General features: G+C 59.8%; 18 protein-coding genes. 10 read left to right on the top strand and 8 right to left on the bottom strand.

The features are described 5' to 3' along the window. Positions 1-96 precede the first annotated feature (96 nt). The gene (gene mrcA / locus H7K56_RS18200) at positions 97-2,646 is read left to right on the top strand and encodes a peptidoglycan glycosyltransferase/peptidoglycan DD-transpeptidase MrcA (protein ID WP_031279687.1); all 2,550 of its coding nucleotides are present in this window, start codon (positions 97-99) and stop codon (positions 2,644-2,646) included. Between the two features lie 83 nt (positions 2,647-2,729). Here mrcA and nudE read toward each other — a convergent pair whose 3' ends face one another. After that, the gene (gene nudE / locus H7K56_RS18195) at positions 2,730-3,296 is read right to left on the bottom strand and encodes an ADP compounds hydrolase NudE (protein WP_021507415.1); all 567 of its coding nucleotides are present in this window, start codon (positions 3,294-3,296) and stop codon (positions 2,730-2,732) included. Between the two features lie 398 nt (positions 3,297-3,694). Here nudE and H7K56_RS18190 point away from each other — a divergent pair, with 398 nt between their 5' ends. The 4 genes from H7K56_RS18190 (at position 3,695) to pckA (ending at position 9,265) form a co-directional block, all read left to right on the top strand. Next, positions 3,695-5,836: an intracellular growth attenuator family protein gene (locus H7K56_RS18190; RefSeq protein ID WP_150360748.1), complete on the top strand. Its 2,142-nt coding sequence runs from the start codon at positions 3,695-3,697 to the stop codon at positions 5,834-5,836. Positions 5,837-6,075: 239 nt separating this feature from the next. After that, on the top strand, positions 6,076-6,477 hold the full coding sequence (gene hslR / locus H7K56_RS18185; RefSeq protein WP_150360749.1) for a ribosome-associated heat shock protein Hsp15: 402 nt from the start codon (positions 6,076-6,078) through the stop codon (positions 6,475-6,477). A 25-nt stretch (positions 6,478-6,502) separates the two neighbouring features. Further along, positions 6,503-7,375 carry an Hsp33 family molecular chaperone HslO gene (hslO, locus tag H7K56_RS18180; RefSeq protein WP_021507412.1) on the top strand — a complete coding sequence of 291 codons (873 nt, stop codon included), beginning with the start codon at positions 6,503-6,505 and terminating at the stop codon, positions 7,373-7,375. A gap of 270 nt (positions 7,376-7,645) precedes the next feature. Next, the gene (pckA, locus tag H7K56_RS18175) at positions 7,646-9,265 is read left to right on the top strand and encodes a phosphoenolpyruvate carboxykinase (ATP) (protein WP_150360750.1); all 1,620 of its coding nucleotides are present in this window, start codon (positions 7,646-7,648) and stop codon (positions 9,263-9,265) included. A gap of 133 nt (positions 9,266-9,398) precedes the next feature. Here the strand turns inward: pckA and envZ are convergent, their stop codons facing one another. Both envZ and ompR read right to left on the bottom strand, forming a co-directional pair. Next, entirely contained in the window at positions 9,399-10,757 is a 1,359-nt protein-coding gene (envZ, locus tag H7K56_RS18170) for a two-component system sensor histidine kinase EnvZ (protein ID WP_058774990.1), read from the bottom strand. Beyond that, positions 10,754-11,473: an osmolarity response regulator transcription factor OmpR gene (ompR, locus tag H7K56_RS18165; RefSeq protein WP_001157751.1), complete on the bottom strand. Its 720-nt coding sequence runs from the start codon at positions 11,471-11,473 to the stop codon at positions 10,754-10,756. The genes envZ and ompR overlap by 4 nt, the downstream gene beginning before the upstream one ends. A 510-nt stretch (positions 11,474-11,983) precedes the next feature. On the opposite strand from ompR, the gene yjbE reads away from it, so the two are divergent. Next, entirely contained in the window at positions 11,984-12,226 is a 243-nt protein-coding gene (gene yjbE / locus H7K56_RS18160; protein WP_021507409.1) for an exopolysaccharide production protein YjbE, read from the top strand. Positions 12,227-12,328: 102 nt separating this feature from the next. On the opposite strand, the gene greB is transcribed toward yjbE, so the two are convergent. Then, complete coding sequence (gene greB, locus H7K56_RS18155; RefSeq protein ID WP_021507408.1) at positions 12,329-12,835, bottom strand: transcription elongation factor GreB; 507 nt, start codon at positions 12,833-12,835, stop codon at positions 12,329-12,331. Between the two features lie 53 nt (positions 12,836-12,888). Further along, positions 12,889-14,151, bottom strand: a complete 1,263-nt coding sequence (locus H7K56_RS18150; RefSeq protein ID WP_058770963.1) for a hypothetical protein — start codon at positions 14,149-14,151, stop codon at positions 12,889-12,891. Between the two features lie 236 nt (positions 14,152-14,387). Here H7K56_RS18150 and H7K56_RS18145 point away from each other — a divergent pair, with 236 nt between their 5' ends. Together H7K56_RS18145 and H7K56_RS18140 are read left to right on the top strand one after the other, a co-directional pair. Beyond that, entirely contained in the window at positions 14,388-16,718 is a 2,331-nt protein-coding gene (locus tag H7K56_RS18145) for a Tex family protein (protein ID WP_125309889.1), read from the top strand. A gap of 97 nt (positions 16,719-16,815) precedes the next feature. Beyond that, entirely contained in the window at positions 16,816-18,504 is a 1,689-nt protein-coding gene (locus H7K56_RS18140; protein WP_104094156.1) for an alpha-amylase family glycosyl hydrolase, read from the top strand. Here the strand turns inward: H7K56_RS18140 and bioH are convergent. Continuing rightward, positions 18,485-19,258, bottom strand: a complete 774-nt coding sequence (gene bioH, locus H7K56_RS18135) for a pimeloyl-ACP methyl ester esterase BioH (RefSeq protein WP_141496745.1) — start codon at positions 19,256-19,258, stop codon at positions 18,485-18,487. The two genes, H7K56_RS18140 and bioH, sit on opposite strands and share 20 nt — an antisense overlap. A 35-nt stretch (positions 19,259-19,293) precedes the next feature. Between bioH and gntX the strand changes: the two genes are divergently transcribed. Further along, entirely contained in the window at positions 19,294-19,971 is a 678-nt protein-coding gene (gene gntX / locus H7K56_RS18130; protein WP_059011196.1) for a DNA utilization protein GntX, read from the top strand. A 58-nt stretch (positions 19,972-20,029) separates the two neighbouring features. After that, positions 20,030-20,605: a Fe-S biogenesis protein NfuA gene (gene nfuA, locus H7K56_RS18125; RefSeq protein ID WP_021507402.1), complete on the top strand. Its 576-nt coding sequence runs from the start codon at positions 20,030-20,032 to the stop codon at positions 20,603-20,605. A gap of 36 nt (positions 20,606-20,641) precedes the next feature. On the opposite strand, the gene malQ is transcribed toward nfuA, so the two are convergent. Next, a complete protein-coding gene (gene malQ, locus H7K56_RS18120; RefSeq protein WP_150360751.1) occupies positions 20,642-22,699 on the bottom strand; it encodes a 4-alpha-glucanotransferase in 2,058 nt (685 codons plus the stop codon). Positions 22,700-22,755: 56 nt separating this feature from the next. Next, on the bottom strand, positions 22,756-25,161 hold the full coding sequence (gene malP / locus H7K56_RS18115) for a maltodextrin phosphorylase (RefSeq protein ID WP_150360752.1): 2,406 nt from the start codon (positions 25,159-25,161) through the stop codon (positions 22,756-22,758). Between the last annotated feature and the right edge of the window lie 136 nt (positions 25,162-25,297).

Raw genomic sequence — 25,297 nt, 5'->3', positions numbered from 1 at the left:
GAAGATTGACGGGTATATCAAAGCGTCAGGCTTGCCTTTATACTACCGCGCGATTGTTTATAAACTGCCCAAACGCCAACAGATGGGAATTCTCAGGTGAAGTTCGTAAAGTATTTATTGATCCTTGCAGTGTGTTGCATTTTGCTGGGAGCCGGCACGGTTTATGGTTTGTACAAATACATAGAGCCGCAGCTGCCTGATGTGAACACATTGAAAGATGTGCGCCTGCAAACCCCGATGCAGGTTTACAGCGCGGATGGCGAGCTGATCGCCCAGTACGGTGAAAAGCGCCGTATCCCGCTCACCCTGCAACAGATGCCGCCTGAGCTAATCAAAGCGTTTATCGCCACCGAAGACAGCCGCTTTTATGAGCATCACGGCGTCGATCCGGTGGGGATTTTCCGCGCCGCCAGCATCGCGCTGGTCTCCGGCCACGCCTCGCAGGGCGCCAGTACCATTACGCAGCAGCTGGCGCGTAACTTCTTCCTCAGCCCTGAACGCACGCTGATGCGTAAAATCAAGGAAGCCTTCCTGGCGATTCGCATCGAGCAGTTGCTGAGTAAGGATGAAATCCTTGAGCTGTATCTGAATAAAATCTATCTCGGCTATCGCGCTTACGGCGTCGGTGCGGCGGCGCAGGTGTACTTCGGTAAACCGGTCGATCAGCTGTCGCTGAGTGAGATGGCGATGATCGCCGGCCTGCCGAAAGCGCCGTCGACCTTTAACCCGCTCTATTCCCATGCCCGTGCGCTGGCGCGCCGTAATGTGGTGCTGGCTCGCATGCTGGATCAGAACTACATCACGCAGCAGCAGTATAACGACGCGCGCAACACGCCGCTGACCGCCAGCTATCACGGCCCGGAAATTGCCTTCTCTGCACCGTATCTCACCGAGTTAGTGCGTCAGGAGATGGTGAAACGCTACGGCGACAGCGCCTATGACGATGGCTACAAGGTGTATACCACCGTGACCCGCCATCTGCAGGAAGCCGCACAGCAGGCGGTGCGTAACAACGTGATGGCGTACGATATGCGTCACGGCTATCGCGGTCCGACCAACGTGCTGTGGAAAGTGGGTGAAGCCAGCTGGGATCACACCCGCATCGTCAATACGCTGAAAAATCTGCCGGTCTACGGTCCGCTGAATGCCGCCGTGGTCACCAGCGCCAGCGCCGACGAAGCCACCGCCATGCTGAAAGATGGCAGCAGCGTTTCGCTGACTTTAGCCGGCGTGCGCTGGGCGCGTCCGTATAAATCCGACACCCTGCAGGGCCCGACGCCGCGCAGCGTCACTCAGGTGCTGCAGGCTGGCCAGCAGATTTGGGTACGTAAAGTCGGGGATGCATGGTGGCTGGGACAGGTGCCGCTGGTGAACTCGGCGCTGGTGTCGCTTAATCCGGAAGACGGTGCGGTACGCGCGCTGGTGGGCGGTTTTGACTTCAACCAGAGTATGTTCAACCGCGCCACCCAGGCGCTGCGTCAGGTCGGCTCGAACATCAAGCCGTTCCTGTATACCGCCGCCATGGACCGCGGCCTGACGCTGGCCTCCATCCTCAACGACGTGCCGATTTCACGCTGGGATGCCGGTGCCGGCGCAGACTGGCGACCAAAAAACTCGCCGCCGACTTATGCGGGTCCGATTCGTTTACGCCAGGGGCTGGGTGAGTCGAAAAACGTGGTAATGGTGCGCGCGATGCGTGCCATGGGCGTTGATTACGCCGCTGAGTATCTGCAGCGCTTTGGCTTCCCGGCGCAGAACATTATCCATACCGAGTCGCTGGCTCTGGGCGCCGCATCCTTCACGCCAATGCAGGTGGCGCGCGGCTATGCGGTGATGGCCAACGGTGGCTTCCTGGTCGATCCTTACTTCATCGCGAAGATCGAGAACGAACAGGGCGGCGTGATTTTCCAGGCGCAGCCGAAGATCGCCTGCCCGCAGTGCAATCTGCCGGTGATCTATGGCGACACCAAAAAGTCGGTGGCGCTGAATGAAGAGAGCGTGGAAAACGTCGCCACCTCGAATCAGCAGCAGAATCAGACCGTGCCGCAGCCCGAGCTGGAGCAGGTACCGGCGCAGCCGCAGCCGGCCGGCGATCAGCAGTATGCGCCGCACGTGATCAACACGCCGCTGGCGTTCCTGATCAAGAGCGCGCTGAACTCTAACATCTTCGGTGAACCGGGCTGGATGGGAACCGGCTGGCGTGCCGGCCGCGATCTGAAGCGCAACGATATCGGCGGCAAAACCGGTACCACTAACAGTTCCAAAGACGCCTGGTTCTCCGGTTATGGTCCGGGCGTCGTGACGTCGGTGTGGATTGGCTTCGATGATTCGCGCGCGCTGGGACGCACCACGGTATCGGGTGCGATTCCGGATCAGATCTCCGGCTACGAAGGCGGCGCGAAGAGTGCGCAGCCGGCATGGGATGATTACATGAAAGTGGCGCTGGATGGTGTGCCGGTGCAGCCGCTGACACCGCCGGACGGCGTGGTGACGGTGACCATTGACCGCAGCACCGGCAAGCTGGCCAACGGTGGCGGCAACACCCGTCAGGAGTACTTCATTAACGGCACCCAGCCGACCGAGTATTCGGTGCATGATGTGGGCACCACCATCATGGACAACGGTGAAAGCCACGAACTGTTTTGATCAAAAAAGCCGGGGGAAATCCCCGGCTTTTTGTTTTTACCCCGTGCGACTTTCCGCGCCTTTTATTGCGCCGCCAGGTGTCCTCAATAACTCAACCGCCCCTGCTTCACCAGCCACTCACGCACCATAAACAGCGCGCTGACGTTACGCGCCTCGCGAAAATCCGGCTCTTCCAGCAGCGCCAGCAGATTGCTGAGCGGCCAGCGGCGTACAATCAGCGGCTCCGGCTCATCCCCTTCCAGCTTCTCTTCGTACAACCCTTCAGCTACCACGATATTCATCTTGCTGGAGAAATAGGACGGCGCCATGGTGAGTTTGCCCAGCGCTTCCAGCTGATGCGCGCCAAAGCCCACTTCTTCTTTTAGCTCACGGTTGGCGGCTTCAAAAGCGCTTTCACCAGGATCGATTAAACCTTTCGGGAAGCCCAGCTCATAGGTTTCCAGTCCGACGGCGTACTCCTGGATCAGGATCACGTCATCGCCAATGATCGGCACAATCATCACCGCTTCACGATCGGAGGGCTTCATGCGCTCATAGACGCGACGCGCACCGTTGCTGAAGGCGAGATCAACCGCTTCGATGGTAAACAGGCGGGAGCGGGCCACCGCTTCCACGTTGAGGATGTCAGGTTTTTTCAGGGGAGTGGTCATATCAGCCTCAAACTTAGCACAGCCTTGTGAAACGCGATGACGTCAGCATACCGAAGCCCGCGGCATTGTGCGACACGCAGCGCGGGTCAATCATGGTGACATACATTTGTTCGCTGCCGCTAACAACTTCTTGTTATCTGCACAGTAAGATTTTCACAATAAGTCAACGGGGTAGCAGCAAATTCGGATAATACCGATGTTTAATTGAGGGACTTGTGAGTACCATCCCGTTAAGGAATAATCTAACAAATTTATAATACAATGATTTTGCGCGGTATTTTGTTTCATTTGCCTCTTGTCAGAATGACTTCTGCTCGCCAAAATTGACTCGTATTGCAGGTTTTACCGGGAGCACATCGTAAACGTGACGGCAGTTTTTTGGCTGGATTGAGCAAAGCATGAGCACTCTTATCGTCATTCTGGCTGTCATGCTGGCCTGTTCGTTAGTGGCCGGAATCGGCTACTGGTACGCTATGCGGCATCGTCCGCCGTTGGCGAAACCACTGCCGTTTATCAGTCCGCCCTGCCGTAAACTCACCGATGAAGAACGCGCTGCCGTTGAGAAGTATATTGCGTCGCTGGGTAAAGCGCGTCAGCACAGCGGCGGGCGATCGACCCGATCGTCACGGGAACCCGAAGCGCTGGCGCTGACCGCACAGAGCAATAATGTTTATCCCGTTACCCGCTCCATCACCCGTTACGGCCTCTCCACTGACGATCCCCACAAATGGCGCTACTACCTGGATGAAGTCGAGGTGCATCTGCCGCCGCTGTGGGAGCAGTACATCGCTGAAGAAAACTACGTCGAGCTGATCCGTACCCAGACCCTGCCGCTGGTGATCTCGCTCAACGGCCACTCGCTGGTGAACTATGCGGTGGAACAACCGGCGCTACCGCCGCTGGTGCGGCCGATGTCGACCAACGCTTCGATTCGTAAAGAGGAGAGCGAAAACGTCGAGCTGCTGCAGGTGCGCAAAGAGTCGCCGGAAGAGTATCAGCTGTCGCGCGCCGACGGCACGCGTGAAGCGAGCGCCATTTGCTGCGCCTTCCTGCTGTTTTTCCTCAGCCTGGTACTGCCCGGCAGCCTGATGCTGTGGATTGCGCTGCCCGCCGGCGCGATCGTCGCTGTCAGCCTGTGGTTTATGTATCGATTCCCCGGTGAAAAAGGGCTGCGCGATGTGCACTGTCTGCGCGGTGCACCGAAGCGCTGGGGCCTGTTTGGCGAATCCAATCAGGAGCAGAGCAACATCTCGCTCGGCATCATCGACTTAATCTATCCGGCACACTGGCAGCCTTATGTGGCGCACGACCTGGGCCAGGTGACAGATGTGGATATCTACCTGAATCGTCAGGTGGTACGCCAGGGGCGCTTCCTGTCGCTGCAGGATGAAGTCCGCAACTTCCCGGTACAGCGCTGGCGTAAAAACCTGGTGCTGGCGTGCGGTTCGCTGCTGGTACTGGTGATGCTGGTGAGCTGGATTCCGCTCAGCATGCCGATCAAACTCAGCCTCGCCTGGCTAAAAGGGACTGAGAGCGTGGAAGTGAACAGCGTCGATAAACTCACTGCCCTGCCGCTGCACATTGGCGATAGCCTGAAAGTGAGCGGCACCGGCATGTGCTCGGTTCCGGGCAATTACCAGAGCAACCGCAGCTACGGCTACATGCCGTTCGACTGCTCGGCGATTTACTGGAACAACGCTGCGCCGCTGCCGCTGCCGCAGTCCGACATCATCGACAAAGCCGCCGCGCTGCTGGAGACCACCACGCAGCAGCTGCATCCGGAAACCAACACCGACCCGAAACTGAACCCGCAGCTGGCGTCGGCGATTCAGAAATCAGGCATGATCCTGCTGGATGATTTCTCCGACCTGGTGCTGAAAACCCAGCAGCTGTGCAGCCAGCAGCAGGACTGCGTGCGCCTGAAAAATGCGCTGGTCAACCTCGGTAATGCGAAAGACTGGGATACGCTGATTCACCGTGCGGATTCCGGCAAGCTCAACGGCATGAACGTGCTGCTGCGCCCGGTTAGCGCCGAAGCGCTGGAGAATCTGGTGAACACCGCCACCTCGACCTTCTTCTCGCGGGAGACGCGTCGCGCGGCGGAAACCCTTAACAGCCCGCCGCCGGGCGGATTCCTGATCATTAGCGATGAAGGCCGGCAGATGGTGAACCAGCCGCAGCCGTCGGTGGCGCTGTTCGATCTCGACGCCCCAGCGCAGTGGCACGAACTGCAGCGCCTGTCCGGCATGCTGCTGCACACGCCATTTGCCGCCAGCGGTATCATTACCAGCATTACCACCGATGCCAACGGCACGCGCCATATCGCCCTGCACAACGAGCCCGACGCCATGGCGCAGTGGCGCTATCTGGGCACCGCGCTGCTGATGCTGGTGCTGATTGTCAGCGCCGTCAGCAACGGCCTGCTGGCGCTGCGCCGCATCCACCGCAACCGCCTGCGTATGGCGCAGATTCAGCAGTATTACGACAAGTGCTTTAACCACAACCTCAGCACTATGCAGAGCGTGCGCTCGCTGTTCTGACCCTCCGCCTTCTGTGCTACCCTGTCGCCCTGTTTTTCAGGGCGGAAAACAAAATGCCGATTACGCTTAAGGGATTGGCGATGGATCGGCAGTCCGCAACGGTACCTCGCCCTTGATTTATCACGTTGTACCCATACCTTTGGGTATCCGGCACCGGCCCGATCCATCTTTCCGGCGTCATGCGACCGTGTGCGACCGATCGCCAAACGGCGCGACGCAGCGTAACAGCAGGAGCCGCAATGAAAGAGAAAACCAGTGAAGGCGTCCGCCTTGATAAATGGCTGTGGGCCGCGCGCTTCTATAAAACCCGCGCGCTGGCTCGCGACATGATTGAAGGCGGCAAAGTGCATTACAACGGCCAGCGCAGCAAACCGGGCAAAGTGGTCGAACTGCAGGCCGAGCTGACGCTGCGTCAGGGCAACGATGAGCGCACGGTAATCATTACCGCCATCGGCGACCAGCGGCGTCCGGCCAGCGAAGCGCAGCAGATGTACACGGAGACGGCCGCCAGCATCGAAAAGCGCGAAAAGAACGCGCTGGCGCGCAAAATGAATGCCCTGACCATGCCGCATCCCGATCGTCGCCCGGATAAAAAAGAGCGCCGCGATCTGCTGAAATTTAAATTGTCGGGCGATGAATAACTCGCGCCCCCACGAGAGAAACCTTATGTCTGTTCAAGATCAACTGCATCGTTACCTGTTTGAAAACGTCGCCGTGCGCGGCGAGCTGGTCAACGCATCTCAAACCTGGCGCGACATCGTGCAGAACCACGACTACGCCGAGCCGGTCAAAACGCTGCTGGGCGAACTGCTGGTCGCCACCAGCCTGCTCACCGCCACGCTGAAATTTGACGGCGACATCACCGTGCAGCTGCAGGGCGATGGCCCGCTGAGCATGGCGGTGATCAACGGAAATAACCGCCAGGAGCTGCGCGGCGTGGCGCGCCTGAAAGAGGATGCGGAGATTGCCGCCGGCAGCAGCCTGAAGCAGATGGTGGGTAACGGCTATCTGGTGATCACCATTTCGCCTGAGAAAGGCGAGCGCTATCAGGGCGTGGTCGGCCTGGAAGCCGATACGCTGGCGGGCTGTCTGGAAGATTACTTCATGCGTTCCGAGCAGTTGCCAACCCGCCTGTTCATTCGCACCAGCGAGAAAGGCGCAGCCGGTATTCTGCTGCAGGTGCTGCCCGCGCAGGAGCCCAACCTGGATGACTTTAACCATCTGGCCACGTTAACCGAAACCGTGAAGAGCGAAGAGCTGATTGAGCTGCCCGCGACTGACGTACTGTGGCGTCTCTATCATCAGGAAGAAGCCACGGTTTACGATCCGGCGCCGGTCAGCTTCAAATGCACCTGCTCGCGCGAACGCTGCGGTGAAGTGCTGAAAACGCTGCCGCCAGAGGAAGTGGATGAGATTCTGGTCGAAGACGGCAAAATCGATATGCACTGCGACTACTGCGGCACGCACTATGTGTACGACGCCGTGGATATTGCTGCTATTCGTAACGCTCCCTCCGGCAATAGCGATCAACTGCATTAATCAGCAAACGGGCGGTGACGCCGCCCGTATTTTCCGCCGGCGTAGCGCTATGATTTTTCACGGAAATTAACTAATTTACGCTAACTTTAGTTTCATAAGTGGCAGATTTCTCTACTTGTCACGTTCCAGCTCGCATTTTTAACTCTCTTCACTTTTCCACCTCGCTCAGACGTGTACACTGCGCGCGATCTGCCCTGTGCGGCTATGCGCAGCAGGACGCAGAAACCCTCATAAAAAATGCCATGAAGTACCGATTTAAGGAGCAGTCACATGCGCGTTAACGGCCTGACATCGCAAGACCTCGAAACGCTCGGAATTAGCGGCACCACCGAGGTGGTGTACAACCCTGATTACGCCACGTTATTTCAGGAAGAAACCCGCCCGGAGCTGGAAGGTTACGCGCGCGGCACCCTGACGCAGAGCGGTGCCATTGCCGTGGATACCGGCATCTTCACCGGACGTTCGCCGAAAGATAAATACATCGTGCGGGATGACACCACGCGTGACACGCTGTGGTGGAACGATGTTGGCAACGGCAAGAACGACAACCAGCCGCTGTCACAGGAAACCTGGCAGGCGCTGAAAGATCGCTGCACGCAACAGCTTTCCGGCAAGCGTCTGTTTGTGATTGACGCCTTCTGCGGCGCCAACCCGGACACCCGCCTCAGCGTGCGTTTCGTGATGGAAGTGGCGTGGCAGGCGCATTTCGTCAAAAACATGTTTATCCGTCCGACTGAAGCCGAACTGGCTGAGTTTACGCCGGATTTCGTGGTGATGAACGCAGCGCAGTGCACCAATCCGGACTGGCAGGCGCAGGGGCTGCATTCCGAGAATTTTGTCGCCTTTAACCTGACCGAACGCATGCAGCTGATCGGCGGCACCTGGTACGGCGGCGAGATGAAAAAAGGCCTGTTCGCCATCATGAACTATCTGCTGCCGCTGAAGGGTATCGCCTCAATGCACTGCTCGGCCAACGTCGGCAAAGCGGGCGACGTGGCGGTGTTCTTTGGCCTGTCCGGTACCGGTAAAACCACGCTCTCTACCGATCCGGATCGTCAGCTGATTGGCGATGATGAGCACGGCTGGGACGACGACGGCGTCTTTAACTTCGAAGGCGGCTGCTACGCCAAAACCATCAATCTGTCAGAGCAGGCTGAGCCGGAGATTTACCGCGCGATTCGCCGCGATGCGCTGCTGGAGAACGTGGTGGTGCGCGCCGACGGCACGGTCGATTACGCCGACGCCAGCAAGACGGAAAACACCCGCGTGTCTTACCCGATCGAGCACATCGAAAACATCGTGCAGCCGGTGTCGAAAGCGGGCCACGCGAAGAAGGTCATCTTCCTGACCGCCGACGCGTTTGGCGTATTGCCACCGGTTTCGCGTCTGACGCCAGAGCAAACCCAGTACCACTTCCTGTCCGGCTTTACCGCCAAGCTGGCCGGCACCGAGCGCGGTGTGACGCAGCCCACCCCAACCTTCTCCGCCTGTTTTGGCGCGGCGTTCCTGACGCTGCATCCAACGCAGTACTCGGATGTGCTGGTGAAACGTATGCAGGCGTCCGGCGCGCAGGCCTATCTGGTGAATACCGGCTGGAACGGCAGCGGCAAGCGCATTTCGCTGAAAGACACGCGCGCTATCATCAACGCGATTCTGGCCGGTGAGCTGGATGAAGCGGAGACCGTGACGCTGCCGGTGTTTAATCTGCAGGTGCCCACCACGCTGGCACAGGTGGACGATGCCATTCTCGATCCGCGCCGCAGCTGGCCTGACGCCGCCGCCTGGCAGCAGGCTGCCGAAGCGCTGGCGCAGCGCTTTATCACCAATTTCGATAAGTACACCGACAACGATGCCGGCAAAGCGCTGGTGCAGGCCGGCCCGCAGCTGTGAAGTAGCCCAGCCGCCACAACGGCGGCTTAGCTAAGGCACATTTCGTCGCGGCGCGATTTATCGCGCATGCCTGCAGCGGTAATATCGCTGATGGATGCGCAATAGATTGCGCCGCGACGGTTGGTGCGGAAATTTAACTAACAGTACTGCTTACTGCCGTCGTTGCGCTGTTTTCCGGAATCGGTAACCACGCGCGGATACGTAATCCGCCGCGTTCACTGTCGCCAATCTCCAGCGATCCGTCATGTGCATCGATAATACGCTGCACAATCGCCAGACCCAGGCCGGTGCCGCTGGTGCTGCGCGCGCTGTCGCCGCGTACAAACGGCTGGAACAGATGCTGTAACTGATCCGGCTTAATGCCCGGACCATCATCCTCCACCTGGAACCACGCGCGATTCAATTCCTGACCGCTGCTGACTTTGATCCAGCCGTTCCCGTAGCGCGCCGCGTTAACCACCAGATTCGCTACCGCGCGTTTAATCGACAGCGGATTAATATCCAGCATCAGCTCCGCGTCCATCACCGCATTCTCAATCTCGCGTTCGTAGCCGCTCTCCGCCGCCACCACTTCGCCCAGCACGCTATTCAGATCGGCGCGCTCGGTTTGCATCTCCTGCCCGGTACGCAGGTAATCGATGAACTGCTCAATGATGGCGTTACACTCTTCAATGTCTTTGTTGATCGACTCGGCCAGGTAGCCATCTTCCTCGCCCATCATCTCGGTGGCGAGACGGATGCGCGTCAGTGGCGTGCGTAGATCATGGCTGACGCCGGCCATCAGCAGCGTACGGTCATCGGCCAGCTGCTTCACGCCCGCCGCCATCTGGTTGAAGGCACGCGTCACCGAACGCACTTCCGAAGCACCGTATTCGCGCAGCGGTGGCGGAATAATGCCTTTCCCCACCTGCAACGCAGCGTGTTCAAGATCGACTAAGGGTCGGTTTTGTATACGGATAAACAGCCAGGCGCCGCCAATCGCCAGCAGCATTATCGCCAGGGTATAGCGGAACAGCGGTGAGAAGTCGCCCTGATGGATTTCGGTCAGCGGCACGCGCACCCAGATATCCGGCGACAGCCAGGTTTTCAGCCAGACCACCGGCGAGTTTTTGTTAACCTCAACCCGTACGTCGGTCGGCCCGCCCAGCTGCTGCGCCATCTGTTCACTGAGGAATTCATAATGCTGCGCCCAGCGCAGCCCGCTCTCTTCCGCCGCCGCGTTGGTGTACAACGAGATGCCCAGCTCACGATAAATTTCGCGCCGGAAGGCCGGCGGCACTTCCAGCTGCGTACCATCCTCCAGCTGCAGCCGATCGGTCATCAGCATACGCACTTCGTAGGCGAGGACTTTGTTGAACTGCTGCAGGCTGGGAAGAATGGCGAAATTGAGCACCACCAGGTAGGTCGTTACCAGGCTGACGAACAGCAAGGTAACGATCAACAACAGGGTGCGGGCAAACGAACTGCGGGGTGAGAAGCGCAATCGCCTCATGCTTTACTGCCGTCCGGAACGAACACGTAGCCAAGGCCCCAGACGGTCTGGATGTAGCGCGGATGCGCCGGATCTTCTTCGACCATGCGGCGCAGACGAGAGATCTGCACGTCGATAGAACGCTCCATCGCACTGTACTCACGCCCGCGCGCCAGGTTCATCAGCTTATCGCGCGACAGCGGCTCACGCGGATGGCTCACCAGCGCTTTCAGCACGGCAAACTCTCCGCTGGTCAGCGGCATCGGCTCATCTTCACGGAACATTTCGCGCGTGCCGAGGTTCAGTTTGAACTTACCGAAGGCGATGACGGCTTCTTCCTGCGACGGCGCGCCCGGCAGCTCATTGGCCTGACGACGCAGCACAGCACGAATTCGCGCCAGCAGCTCACGCGGGTTGAACGGTTTTGGAATGTAGTCATCGGCACCGATTTCCAGCCCCACGATACGATCGACCTCTTCACCTTTCGCGGTGACCATAATGATCGGCATCGGGTTACTCTGGCTACGCAGACGACGGCAAATTGACAGGCCATCTTCGCCCGGCAGCATTAAATCCAGCACCATTAAATGGAATGATTCGCGGGTCAGCAGACGATCCATCTGCTCGGCGTTGGCGACGCTGCGCACCTGAAAGCCCTGTTCGGTGAGATAGCGTTCGAGCAGTGCGCGCAGACGCATATCATCATCGACGACCAGAATTTTGTAGTTCTCTTGCATGTTCAACTCCCAAAGGCGCCATTGCCTGAGCCGATATTGTGTAAAAAAGATGCCTGTCTGTGACAGTCATTAATGGTTTATATTCTAGCCGAAATTGTTACAAAGCATATTAAACAGCAGCTTATCTTTAATTTTAACCGCGAACTGCGGCTCCGCTCGCGCTTTTCTGACTGATTTTGACGCCGTTTAGCGCTTGTCTGAAAATCAGCGGCGTTTTCTGCCGGCGAGTGGTCCAGCCGGGCCGTCCCGCTTCCGCCGTCAGGCGGGGCGCGCCATTTGGCTTAAGTTTCGCCTGTTGGATAAGCCAGCGGCCGCGCTCAGCAGCATAAAATATCGCGTTTTCGACGCTCACTGCGTATCCGCGCTCGGAACAGTGCCAGTGCGCGCGCAAAATAAGGCCAATGTTAAATAAAGTGATTTAAATCAGTCAGTAAACTCCCCTTTCCTCTGCGCAAATGATCTCCGACACTGCATCGGCACCTGCTTACTGAGTTCATGTGGAGAAGAAAGATGAAAAAAACCGTTGTTCTGCTGAGCGCTCTGGTACTCACCAGCCTCACACAGGTTCAGGCCGCTACGCCAGCGGGCGAAGCCGCCGGCGCACAGGCGTCGACCACGGCCAAAGGTAATTCAGATGCTATCGGCATCGGTGCGGTGGGAGCCCTGCTCGGCGTCGCGCTGGCCACCATGGGCGGCGGCGATCACGGCGGCAGCAGCACCTCAACGACCACGGCGACCACGCCGGGCAAATAACGCTTATCTGGCGCGGCAAGGCTGCGGCGCTTCCCCCTCTTATACTGCCAGCCCTTTCGCCAGCGGAGAATAAGTTGCGCCCCGGCTTGTTTCACCAGGCCATTACTCTCCGCCTCTTTTTTCCTCACTTTCCGTGACGTACTCAATGCGGTTCACAAACCACACCTTCTGTCCTTCCGGCGTGTTCACCGTCACCTCGTCATCCACCTCTTTTTTGATCAGCGCGCGCGCCATCGGCGAGTCGATGGAGATGTACTCTTTCACCGTATCGCCATAGATCTCGTCCGGTCCGACGATGCGAAAACGCTTCACGTCGCCCTGCTCATTCTCTACTTCCACCCAGGCACCGAAGAACACTTTGCCCTCCTGCTGCGGCGCATAATCAACGATTTTTAGCTCGGCGAGGCATTTACGCAGATAGCGTACGCGCCGATCGATCTGGCGCAGCAGGCGCTTGTTATAGGTGTAATCGGCGTTTTCAGAGCGATCGCCCAGGCTGGCGGCCCAGGAGACAATGCGGGTGATTTCCGGCCGCTTCTCATTCCACAGATGGTCGTGCTCAGCACGCAGCTTGTTATAGCCTTCGCGGGTAATCAGTTGGGTTTTCATCGCTTCACTCGTGGTTACAGCCCTGTTCACTGCACAGAGGCTATCACAAAGCCTTACCTGCCCGGACAGGCACCCAGCGTCTTTTTCATCAGGCGCACATAATCGGCGACCAGGCCGGGCGTCCAGGTCATGATTTCTGCCCGTTCGCGCAGCACGCAGGCGCCCCAGAATGCCGGCTGCAACAGCAGCGCAAACACCTGCTGCAGCCGCTGGCCGTAATAGCCTTCAAACGCCACGTCCAGCGCATCCACCACGGTGGTCGAACAGTTTTTTGCCGTCAGATTATACAGGCTGTCACCACGGTTGGCCTGCCAGTAGCTGGCGAGCGCCTGCCCGTTGTAGTGCTGAAAACTGAAGGTTAAATCCGGGCTGCGCCAGTCGGCAATCTCTGCCGCCAGCGAGGGGAGAAAACGGCCGGGGCGATCGTTAATCTGTCCGGCCAGCAGCAGACGCGGCAGCTCGTGCGGTTGCGGATCGATCTCCTGCTGCGGATAAAGGCTGATGTAGCCGCGCTCGCCAAAGCTCAGTGCCGCGTGGCCGGTACAAAAGTGCCCTTCACCGTTAATCACGCCGATGTAACGGTCAATCACATAGCGCTTCGGCTGTTGACTGGCTTCAGACTGCGCCTGCCAGACGTGGACACAGAGAGGAAATGCCGCAGCGTCCGGCGGAAAGCGGGCCTGCTGCCACGGCCGGAGCCGCGCGATATGACGATGGCCGCGACAAAACCACGGCAGCAGCGTAACGGACTGACCCGCCGGCAGGCGCTGCCACTGGCGCCAGACGCGCCATACCGTCAGGCTGAACGACAGCAGCAACAGTACCAGCCAGCTGCCCAGCAACAGGCAGGTATGCAGGTTGTCATTGAAAAACAGCACCACGCTCAGCACCATCTCGCCGCAGCCCAGCATAAAATGTCGCACCCAGCGCTGACGCTGAATCAGCGCCGCGCTCAGGCAGCGAAACAGGCCGTTAAACAACAGGCAGATTTCCATCACCGTCAGCAGCAGTTTCTTCAGTTGCCTCTCGTCACCGTGCCACAGCGCGCCGGCCAGCAGCGTGCCAACAAAAATCAGGGAAAACAGCAGATTGAGCCAGCGCTGCAGCGACACCTCGCCACTCAGCAGGTTAAACAGCAGCGACAGCGACAGTAAGAGCGCCAGCACCTGTAGCGACAGATTGATATGCCCATCGACCAGCACGTCCGCCACAATCATGCCGGCCAGCAGCACACCGCACAGCGCCAGGCCATAAATCAGCAGACGATAACGCACCAGCAGCTCGCGTCCGGCCAGCAGCAGCAGTAATTTGATCATTGCTTCACCCTCCTTCCGTGGTTTGCCGCGGATTATAGGGCAGAGACGGGGCGAGCCTGGCTGCAACCGGCACGCCATTGCGCTGGGGTTTAACACATAGGTGGCTAAGTTTCTCTGAGTTGCGCGCTGCATTCAGAAAAAGACGGATTCACCGGTCAGCGGCTGGCAATTTGCGGCCTCAGTCCGTATAACTGTCCCCTATTTCTAACCCTGTGTAAGCAAGACCGTTACTGATGATGAAAGATTCGCTGAGCCAGATTATCGCAGGTGAGCTGAAGGCACGCGCCGACCAGGTTGACGCCGCCATTCGCTTGCTGGACGAAGGGAACACCGTGCCGTTTATCGCACGTTACCGTAAGGAAGTGACCGGCGGGCTGGATGATACCCAGCTGCGTACGCTGGAGAGCCGTCTCGGCTATCTGCGTGAGCTGGAGGAACGCCGCCAGTCGATTCTGAAATCCATTGATGACCAGGGCAAACTGACGCCGGAATTAGCCACTGCTATCAACGGCACGCTGAACAAAACCGAGCTGGAAGATCTCTATCTGCCTTATAAGCAGAAGCGCCGCACGCGCGGGCAGATCGCTATCGAAGCCGGGCTGGAACCGCTGGCAGAGACGCTGTGGAACGATGCGTCTCAGGACCCCGAGCAGCTGGCAGCGCGTTATGTCGACGCGGACAAAGGCGTCGCCGATGTGCGTGCCGCGCTGGATGGCGCACGCTATATCCTGATGGAGCGCTTCGCCGAAGACGCCACGCTGCTGGCGAAAGTGCGTGATTACCTGTGGAAGAACGCCCATCTGGTTGCGCGCGTCGTCGAAGGTAAAGAGGAAGAAGGCGCTAAATTCCGCGACTACTTCGATCATCACGAAGCGCTGAGCAGCGTGCCGTCGCACCGTGCGCTGGCCATGTTCCGTGGCCGTAACGAAGGCATTTTACAGCTGTCGCTCAACGCCGATCCGCAGTTCGACGAAGCGCCGCGCGAAAGCTACGGTGAAACGCTGATCGCCGACCACCTTGGCCTGCGCCTGAACAACGCTCCGGCCGACAGCTGGCGCAAAGCCGTGGTCAGCTGGACCTGGCGCATCAAGGTCCTGCTGCACCTCGAAACCGAACTGATGGGCACCATCCGCGAACGGGCGGAAGACGAAGCGATCAACGTGTTTGCCCGTAATCTGCACGATCTGCTGATGGCGGCTCCCGCCGGCATGCGCGCCACCATGGGTCTCGATCCTGGCCTGCGCACCGGGGTCAAAGTGGCGGTGGTCGATGCCACCGGCAAGCTGGTCGCGACCGATACCATCTATCCGCATACCGGCCAGGCGGCCAAAGCCGCGACCTCGGTGGCGGCACTGTGCGCGAAACATCAGGTTGAACTGGTGGCGATCGGCAACGGCACCGCTTCACGTGAAACCGAGCGTTTCTTCCTCGACGTACAGAAGCAGTTCCCGCAAATCAAAGCGCAAAAAGTGATTGTCAGTGAGGCCGGAGCATCGGTCTATTCCGCTTCCGAACTGGCGGCGCAGGAGTTCCCCGATCTCGACGTTTCGCTGCGCGGTGCGGTGTCTATCGCCCGTCGTCTGCAGGATCCGCTGGCAGAGCTGGTCAAAATTGACCCGAAATCGATTGGCGTCGGCCAGTATCAGCACGATGTCAGCCAGAGCCAGCTGGCGAAAAAACTCGATGCGGTGGTGGAAGATTGTGTGAACGCCGTGGGCGTCGATCTGAATACCGCTTCGGTGGCGCTGCTGACGCGCGTCGCCGGCCTGACGCGCATGATGGCGCAGAACATTGTCAGCTGGCGTGACGAAAACGGCCGTTTCCAGAACCGTCAGCAGCTGCTGAAGGTGAGCCGCCTTGGGCCGAAAGCCTTTGAACAGTGCGCCGGCTTCCTGCGCATCAACCACGGCGATAATCCGCTGGATGCCTCAACGGTGCATCCGGAAGCCTATCCGCTGGTGGAGCGCATTCTCGCCGCTACGGAACAGGCGCTGAATGAACTGATGGGCAATCCGGGTAGCCTGCGCGACCTGAATGCGCGCGACTTCACCGATGAGCGTTTCGGGCTGCCGACCGTCACCGATATCATCAAAGAGCTGGAGAAACCGGGCCGCGATCCGCGTCCGGAGTTCAAAACCGCGCAGTTTGCCGAAGGCGTGGAGACGCTCAACGACCTGCTGCCGGGCATGGTGCTGGAAGGTGCAGTGACCAACGTGACCAACTTCGGCGCGTTCGTCGATATCGGCGTGCATCAGGACGGCCTGGTGCACATCTCTTCGCTGTCGGACAAATTCGTAGACGATCCGCATCAGGTGGTGAAAGCCGGCGATATCGTCAAAGTGAAGGTGATGGAAGTCGATCTGCAGCGTAAGCGTATCGCGCTGACCATGCGTCTGGATGAGCAGCCGGGTGAAAGCAACGCGCGCAGCGGCGGCAACCGCGGCGCAGGCAAAGAGGCCGCGCGGCCGGCCGCCGGTGCCAAAGGCCGCGGCAAACCTGCCAGCGCCAGCGTCGGTAACAGTGCGATGGGCGATGCGCTGGCGGCCGCGTTTGGGAAGAAACGCTAAGCGGCGCGCGAGTACAGGAAGTTGATAAATTGTCCTGGCGGACTACGCTGAAAAAACCGTGTGAAAAAAATGACCTTCCGCGTAACCCGGCGATCCGATGGACATTATCAACTTCCTGCTCGATGAGATTTATGAAGGTAGCTTCCCCGTCGCGGCGCGCGAGCGCCTGCTTTCGCACATCCGCGCGGCGCGCGACACGGTAAAGCTGCCGCGTAAAGCGCACTGGGATGAAAAAGACGTGGTGCTGATCAGTTACGCCGACCAGTTCCGCGAACCCGAGCAGCCCACGCTCGCCAGCTTTACGCGCTTTTATCAGCAGCATCTGCAGTCCACCTTCAGTCTGGTGCATCTGCTGCCATTTTTCCCCTACTCGTCCGACGATGGCTTCTCGGTTATCGATTACCACAAAGTGAACCCGATCTGCGGTGACTGGCAGCACATCACGGCGCTGCACAGCGAAACCCGGCTGATGTTCGATTTCGTCTGTAACCACATGTCGGCGCACAGCGCGTGGTTTCGCCACTTTCTGGCGCAGGATGCCGGCTGGGACGACTTCTTTATCAGCATGCCGCCCGCCACCGATCTCAGTGCCGTGACGCGCCCGCGCACCTCACCGCTGCTGACGCCGTTTACCCTCGCTAACGGCGACACGCGCTTTATCTGGACCACCTTCAGCGCCGACCAAATCGATCTCAACTTCGCTAATCCGCAGGTGCTGATCCGCATGGTGGGCGTGCTGCTGGATTATCTCAACAAAGGCGCGGATTACGTGCGGCTGGACGCGGTGGGCTACATGTGGAAAACGCCGGGCACACGCTGTATCCATCTGACCAAAACCCATCAGCTGGTGAAGCTGTTTCGCGCCATCGCCAACGAAGTCGCGCCAGGTACGGTGATCGTGACCGAAACCAACGTGCCGCATCAGGATAACATCAGCTATTTCGGCAACGGCCACGACGAAGCGCAGATGGTCTACCAGTTTTCACTGCCACCGCTGGTGCTGCACGCCATTCACTCCGGCTCGGCACGCGCGCTGCGCCAGTGGGCCAGCACGCTTGAGCCCGGGAATGGCGGCACCACCTTCTTCAATTTTCTCGCCTCGCACGACGGCATTGGCCTCAATCCGGCACGCGGCATTTTGTCGGAAGTCGAGATTGTGGCGCTGGTGCGTGAACTGGCGCTGGAGGGCGCGCTGGTGTCCTATAAAAACAACCCGGACGGCAGCACCAGCCCGTATGAAATCAACGTAACGTATCTGGATGCGCTCAATCACCAGACCGACGATGACGAGACGCGCCTGCGTCGCTTCCTGCTGGCGCACGCGATTCTGCTGGCCTTTCCCGGCGTGCCCGCCATCTATATTCAAAGTATTCTCGGCTCGCGCAATGACAACGAGGGCGTGCGCGCTGCCGGGCACAACCGCGCCATCAACCGTGAGAAGTACAGCCTGCGCGATATCGAACAGCAAATCAGCGGCGGCAACCCGCTGCGTCAGCAGGTGTTTGAGCGGCTTAGCGCACTGATTCAGCTGCGTACCCGGCAGCCGGCGTTCCATCCGGACAATCCGATGACGCTGCTGGAGAGCGACAACGCGGTGCTGCTGCTGCGCCGTCACGCCGCGGACAGCGACGAAGGGTTACTGTGCGTGTTCAATCTCAGCAGCCGCGAAATCAGCACCACGCTGCCGCAGGCGCGCCCTTTTCAGGATGTGATCAGCGGGCAGCGCGTGGATGGCAGCCAGCCGCTGGTGCTGGCCGCCTGGCAGTTTATGTGGCTGCGTGGATGAACTGCTGCACCTGCTGGCAGAACGCCTCCGGGTGCGAAATAAACGGCGCGTGCGCGGCCTTCGCGATGACAACCGACTGCGAATGCGGCCAGCGCGCATCCAGCTGCGGCGCAATGCGGCGCGGCACCAGGCCATCCAGCGCGCCATAGATACGCAGGAACGGCAGCGTCAGCCCATCCAGTGCGCTGCGCAAATCATCGTGGCGCAGAATGTTCAATCCCCCTTCCAGTACCGCCACCGACGGCATCGGCTGCGACAGCACCACTTCTTTCAGCTGGCGCGCATCCTGACGCGCATTTTCCGTCCCCATAGTTTGCAGCGCGAGAAAACGCTCCACCGTGCGCTGGAAATCGCTGCTCAATTGCTGCTGGAACGTCGCCAGCGTCTCAGGCTGGATGCCGGGCCATTCATCCCGGGCGGTAAAGCACGGCGACGACGCCACGCTAATCAATGCCGCCACGCGATCGGGCTGGCTCAGCGCCAGCTGGCTGGCCACTAAGCCGCCCAGCGACCAGCCGAGCAGCACGGCGCGCGCTGGCAACTGCGGTAATAGCTGTTGCGCCATCTGCGCCAGGCTCAGCGGCTCAAATCCCTGGCTGCGGCCAAATCCCGGCAGGTCCACCAGGTGCAGACGAAAATGCGGGCTGAGTCGCGGAACAATGTGTTGCCACACTTCGGCGTTCAGTCCCCAGCCGTGCAGCAGCACAAGATCGCGATCGCCTGTGCCTGTGGTGTGCCAGTAAAGCGAACTCATCGGTTACACTCCCGAAAAGTGAAAAGGAGGTCGCTATGCTAGCAATCCCGGCCCTGTGTTGGCTATGCCGTCTGCCGCTGCGTATCGCCCGGCACGGCCTGTGCAGCGTATGTCTGCGTCAGCTACCGGCGCTGCCGGCGCTCTGTCCCTGCTGCGGACTGCCGGCCAGCGGCGATCAGCCGTGCGGACGCTGTCTGCGCCGGCCGCCGCCGTGGCACGCTCTTACTTGCGTGAGTGATTATGTGCCGCCGCTGAGCGAATGGGTGCAGCAGCTCAAATTCTCGCGCGCAACCGCACTCAGGGTGATGCTGGCGCGGCTGCTTTTGTTAAAATTATTAACAAAGCGCCGCCAGCAGCCGTTGCCGCGTATCGATCTGGTGCTGAGCGTGCCGCTGCATCGCCGCCGCGCGTGGCAGCGTGGGTATAATCAGGCCGCGCTGCTGGCTAAACCGCTGGCGCGCTGGCTTGGCTGTGAATACCGCGAAGGGCTACGCCGGGTGCGTCACGGTGCGGTGCAGCATGCGCTCAGCGCCCGCGCCCGGAAAAGCAATCTGCGTGGCGCGTTTCGCCTTGAAATGGCGGTGCGCGGACGCCACATCCTGCTTATCGATGATGTGGTGACCACCGGCAGCACGGTGGGGGAAATCAGCCGCTTATTACTGGCGCAGGGCGCGGCCAGCGTACACATAGGATGCCTGTGCCGTACCTTGTAGAGCGTCGGCGTTGGGCGTATTATAACCAGGTATTTTAGTCAACTATTGAGCAATCGCCATGATCCGTATTACTGATACTGCGCAAGAGCACTTCGCAAAACTGCTGTCAAAACAGGAAGATGGCACCCAGATTCGCGTATTCGTTATTAACCCGGGTACGCCAACCGCCGAGTGCGGCGTCTCCTACTGCCCGCCGGACGCGGTCGAAGCCACCGATACCGAACTGAAGTTCGACAAGCTGTCTGCCTATGTTGATGAGCTGAGCGCGCCGTACCTCGAAGATGCGGAAATCGACTTCGTGACCGATAACCTCGGCTCACAGCTCACGCTGAAAGCGCCGAACGCTAAGATGCGTAAAGTGTCGGACGATGCGCCGATGGTTGAGCGCGTGGAGTATCTGCTGCAGGCGCAGATCAACCCGCAGCTGGCCAGCCACGGCGGTCGCGTCTCGCTGATGGAGATCACCGACGAAGGCTACGCCATTCTGCAGTTCGGCGGCGGCTGTAACGGTTGCTCGATGATTGACGTGACGCTGAAAGACGGCATCGAGAAAGAGCTGCTGGCCGCCTTCCCTGAGCTGAAAGGCGTGCGCGATCTCACCGAGCATCAGCGCGGCGAGCACTCCTACTACTGATAGAAGATGCGGCAGCCACCCCGGCTGCCGCGTGTTTTACGGCTTCTTACGCCCTTCATTGACGATCGCCAGCAGCTGCTGCACTTTCCGGTAACTAAACAACTTCTCCAATGGTACGCGCAGTTTGCGCCGCCAGTTGGGGTATTCGGCTACCGTGCCCGGCACGTTGACCGGCGTCTCCATTCCCAGCCAGTCCTCCGGCTGCAGCCCCAGCAGGGCGCTGTCGGTGTACGCCAGAAAGCGGTGCACGCCCTGATTCAGCGCAGGCGTCAGACGCTGGCCGGCGCGGTTTTTGCTGCGCGTATCAATGGCTTGCGCCTCGCTCAGGGCGTTCAGCAACGCGGTTCTCTGCCCATCGCGTTCCGCGATGGCCGCCTTCAGCATGCTGCGTTTAGTAAACAGCCCCAGCTGCTCGCGCAACTGCAGATCGGCGGCATGCCAGAATCCGCTCAGCGTCGGCAAATCATGGGTACTGGCGCTGGCAATCGACTGGCGCGGATAGGCTGCCGGTGGCCGGAACTGCCCGTCCTCCCCGCACTCGAACATCAGCACCTTCCACGAAAAAATGCCGCGGTCGCGCAGCAGGCTGACGATCTCCTGCGGCACGGTGCCGAGATCTTCACCGATCACCATGCAGCGCTGACGCTGACTCTCCAGCGCAAGGATCGCCAGCAGGTCGTGCACCGGATAGGCGACATACGCGCCTTTATCGGCACTTTCGCCATAGGGAATCCACCACAAACGCAGTAGCGCCATAACGTGATCGATGCGCAGCGCCCCGCAATCGCGCATATTGGCGCGCAGCAGATCGATAAACGGCTGATAGCCCCGCGCGCGCAGTACATGTGGATCGAGCGGCGGCAGCGCCCAGTTCTGCCCGAGCGGGCCAAGCGGATCCGGCGGTGCGCCCACCGACGCGCCCAGCTTATACAGCTGCGGATCCTGCCAGGTTTCCGCGCTGTGCTGTGCCACGCCAACCGCCAAATCGCGATATAACCCGACCGCCATCCCCAGCTGCTGGCTACGCTGCCAGCAGGCGGCGAACTGCTGCTGCGCCAGCCACTGCAGCCAGCTCCAGAACAGAATGTCGTCCTCATGCTGCGCGCACCATTGCTGCACCTCCGGCTGCTGCGCCTGCTGCCAGCCTGACGGCCACTTTTCCCAGCCCCACTCATCGGGATGCTGCTGGCTGCGCGCCGCTACGATGGCGTCAAACGCCGCCTGATAACGCAGTGCATCGCCGCCTTCAGCCAGAAACTGCTGAAACGCCGGCTGCCGGGTCAGCTGCGGCTGTGCGTGCTGCCAGGCAAAACGCAGCGCAGTCAGCTTGAGCGTCGTCACCGCGCGATAATCGACAAACGCTGCGCTGCGCGCCTGTTTTAGCGCTTTGCGCGTTGGCGCGCTGTGCCACCAGCGCTGGGCGGCGTCACTTTGGGTGAATTCGTCGATTTGATTGATGTCGATGTACAGCACGTTGAGCCAGCGGCGCGAGCTCGGGCTGTACGGGCTGACGTGATCCGGCTTCGCCGGATAGAGCGCATGCAGCGGGTTGAGACCGATGAAATCTCCGCCGTGAGCGGCGACCTGCTCCAGCATCTGCATCAGATCGCCAAAGTCGCCGATGCCCCAGTTACGCGCTGAGCGCAGCGTGTAGAGCTGCACCAGCGCGCCCCAGCGCTTCTCCCCCTGCGCCAGCGCTGGCGGCAGATAACAGCGCGCCGGTGCGATGATAATGCGAGTCTGCCACTGCTGGCGTGAAGTGCTCAGCGTGAGCTGATGGTAGCCCTCGGGCAGTTCTGCCGGCAGCGCCAGGCTTTCTCCCGCGCTCAGGGTGCCGTCGTAGTGCTGCCCCTGCTCGCTCACCAGCTGCCAGCGGTAGTCGTCGCTGCCCTGCGGCGTCAGTTCAGGCTGCCCGGGCGGCGTGAACACCAGCACCGGCGGCAGCGGTGGCGCGTTGCCCGTCGGGGCGTCCATCAGCGCCAGCAGCGCGCGTTTGGTGTCGTCGCTGATGGTCTGTGACTCACCTTTATTGTTGATAAAACTCAGTGCGATACCGGCATCCCGTGCAGCCTGATCCAGTTTCTTCATGGCCATGTTGTCTCCTTCGTTGCCGTGCGCACATTACGCATGCAGCGTCATTTTCCGGCGGCTCAGCGCGCCGCCTGCCAGATACGCTGTTGATAATCGCGAATCGAACGATCGGCACTGAAGCGGCCGGTATGCGCCGTATTGAGAATCGCCGCTTTGGTCCACGCTTCCGGATCGCGCCACAGCGCTTCGACGCGCTGCTGCGCCGCGATGTAAGCGGCGAAATCGGCCAGTACCAGCCACGGATCGCCCTGTTTGCTCAGGCTCTCCAGCAGCGGCGCAAATGCCTGCCGGTCGCCGTCGCTGAATTTGCCCTTTTCCAGCTCCTTCAGCAAACCGTCGAGATAGCGATCGTGCTTACGCAGTTTCTTCGGACTGTAACCGTCGGCCTTCAGTGCTTTTACCTCATCCACCGTGTTGCCGAAGATAAAGATATTTTTCTCACCGACCGCCTCGGCAATCTCCACGTTAGCCCCGTCCAGCGTGCCAATCGTCAGCGCGCCGTTGAGCGCCAGCTTCATGTTGCCGGTACCGGAGGCTTCGTAACCGGCCGTGGAGATCTGCTCCGAGAGATCGGCTGCCGGAATCATCAGCTCGGCGGCGGTAATCCGGTAATCCGGCACAAACACCACCTTCAGGCGATCGCCCACCAGCGGGTCGTTGTTGATCACCTCCGCGACTTTATTGATGGCACAGATGATGTTTTTTGCCAGCAAATAGCCGGGCGCCGCCTTAGCGCCAAACAAAAATACGCGCGGCACGAAGTCGGGATTGTCCGGGTTATCGCGCAGCTGGCGATAGCAGTGCAGGATGTGCAGCAGACTGAGATGCTGGCGTTTGTATTCATGCAGGCGCTTGATCTGCACATCAAACAGCGCGTCAGGATTGATATCAATGCCGGTCACGCGTTTGATGTACACCGTCAGCCGCAGTTTGTTTTGCTGCTTAATGGTGCGGAACTGCTGGCGAAAGCTTTTCTTCTTCGCCAGCGGCGCCAGCCATTCCAGCGCGTCGAGATCGTTGGCCCACTCCACCTGCAGGCTGTCGTCAATCAGCGCGGACAGCAGGGGGTTGCACTGCTTCAGCCAGCGCCGCGGCGTGATGCCGTTGGTGACGTTATGAAACTTGTGCGGCCACAGCTGGTGATATTCCGGGAACAGATCGTTAACCACCAGCTGCGAGTGCAGCGCTGCCACACCGTTGACGGCGAAACAGCTCACCACGCACAAATTGGCCATGCGCACTTCGCCGTCGCTCACCACCGCCAGCTTGTGCCAGAGGGCGCTGTCATTCGGCCAGCGCTGTTTGACCTGCTGCTTCAGCTGGCGATTGATCTGTTTGATGATCTGCAGATGGCGCGGCAGCAGTTCGCGCAGCAGGCTCGCCGGCCAGCGCTCCAGCGCCTCCGGCATCAGCGTATGGTTGGTATAGGCAAAGGTGCGGCTGGTAATGTGCCAGGCGTCGTCCCAGCTCAGGCCATGCTCATCCAGCAGCAGGCGCAGCAGCTCCGGAATAGCGATAGTGGGATGGGTATCGTTGAGCTGAATCACTTCGAAATCCGGCAGCGTATGCAGCGCACGGCCCGCCAGCCAGTGACGACGCAGTATGTCGCTCACCGCGCAGGCGCACTGGAAATACTGCTGCATCAGCCGCAGACGTTTACCTGGCGCATGGTTGTCATTGGGATAGAGCACTTTGGTCAGCTTGTCGGCTTCAATGCCCGGCTGCTCCGCCTGCAGGAATTTCCCGGCGTTAAACAGCGTCAGGTCAAACGGCTGCGCGCTGGTGGCTTGCCACAGGCGCAGCGGCAGCATGATGCCGTTGCGATAGCCGATTACCGGCAGATCCCAGGCCTGGCCGATCAGCTGCTGTGCCGGACGCCATTCGACGCTGCCGTCGTCGCGCTTTTTGACCTTACCGCCCAGCCCCACCGGCACATCCAGCGCCGCGTTGTGGCGGAACCACGGATAGCGATCGCGCTGCCAGTCATCCGGCGCTTCGTGCTGCTGTCCGGCCACAAACGACTGACGAAACAGGCCGTACTGATAGTTGAGGCCGTGCCCCATCGCCGGCTGGCCGACCGTCGCCATCGCATCCATGTAGCAGGCCGCGAGCCGTCCCAGACCGCCGTTGCCCAGCGCCGGATCGACCTCCTCCTCCAGCAGTTCATTCAGCTCAACCTGGTGCTCTGCCAGCGCGGCGGCCACCTCGTTATACCAGCCGAGATTGAGCAGGTTATTACCGGTCAACCGGCCGGGCAGAAACTCCATCGAGAGATAATTAACGTGGCGCTGAGCGCTTTTCGGCGGCACGGGCGGCTGTGCGGCAAGCAGTTCCATCAGCGCCCGGCTGAGCGCCTGCCACCACTGATGCGGCGTCATCTGCCGGACGGAGGTCAGTCCGAGCTGCTGCCACTGGCGGGTCAGCGCGGCGTCAAAGCGGGTTTTATTGAATTTTAGCGGCGACATAGTGCATCCCTTTGCATCCGAAACGGTAAACACGGGCAAGCGCAAATCTGAAAGAGTAAGTTAAGCCGGGGACGCTGAAAAAAGCGACAGGGAAATGAAGAAGCAGTGAAAAAAGGCGTGCCGCTGCGGCCTGGTC

The organism is Pantoea dispersa (assembly GCF_014155765.1).
GTDB classification, from domain to species: domain Bacteria; phylum Pseudomonadota; class Gammaproteobacteria; order Enterobacterales; family Enterobacteriaceae; genus Pantoea; species Pantoea dispersa.
The sequence above is the reverse complement of the archived record's forward strand: the minus strand, read 5'-3'. Positions and strand labels throughout refer to the sequence as shown.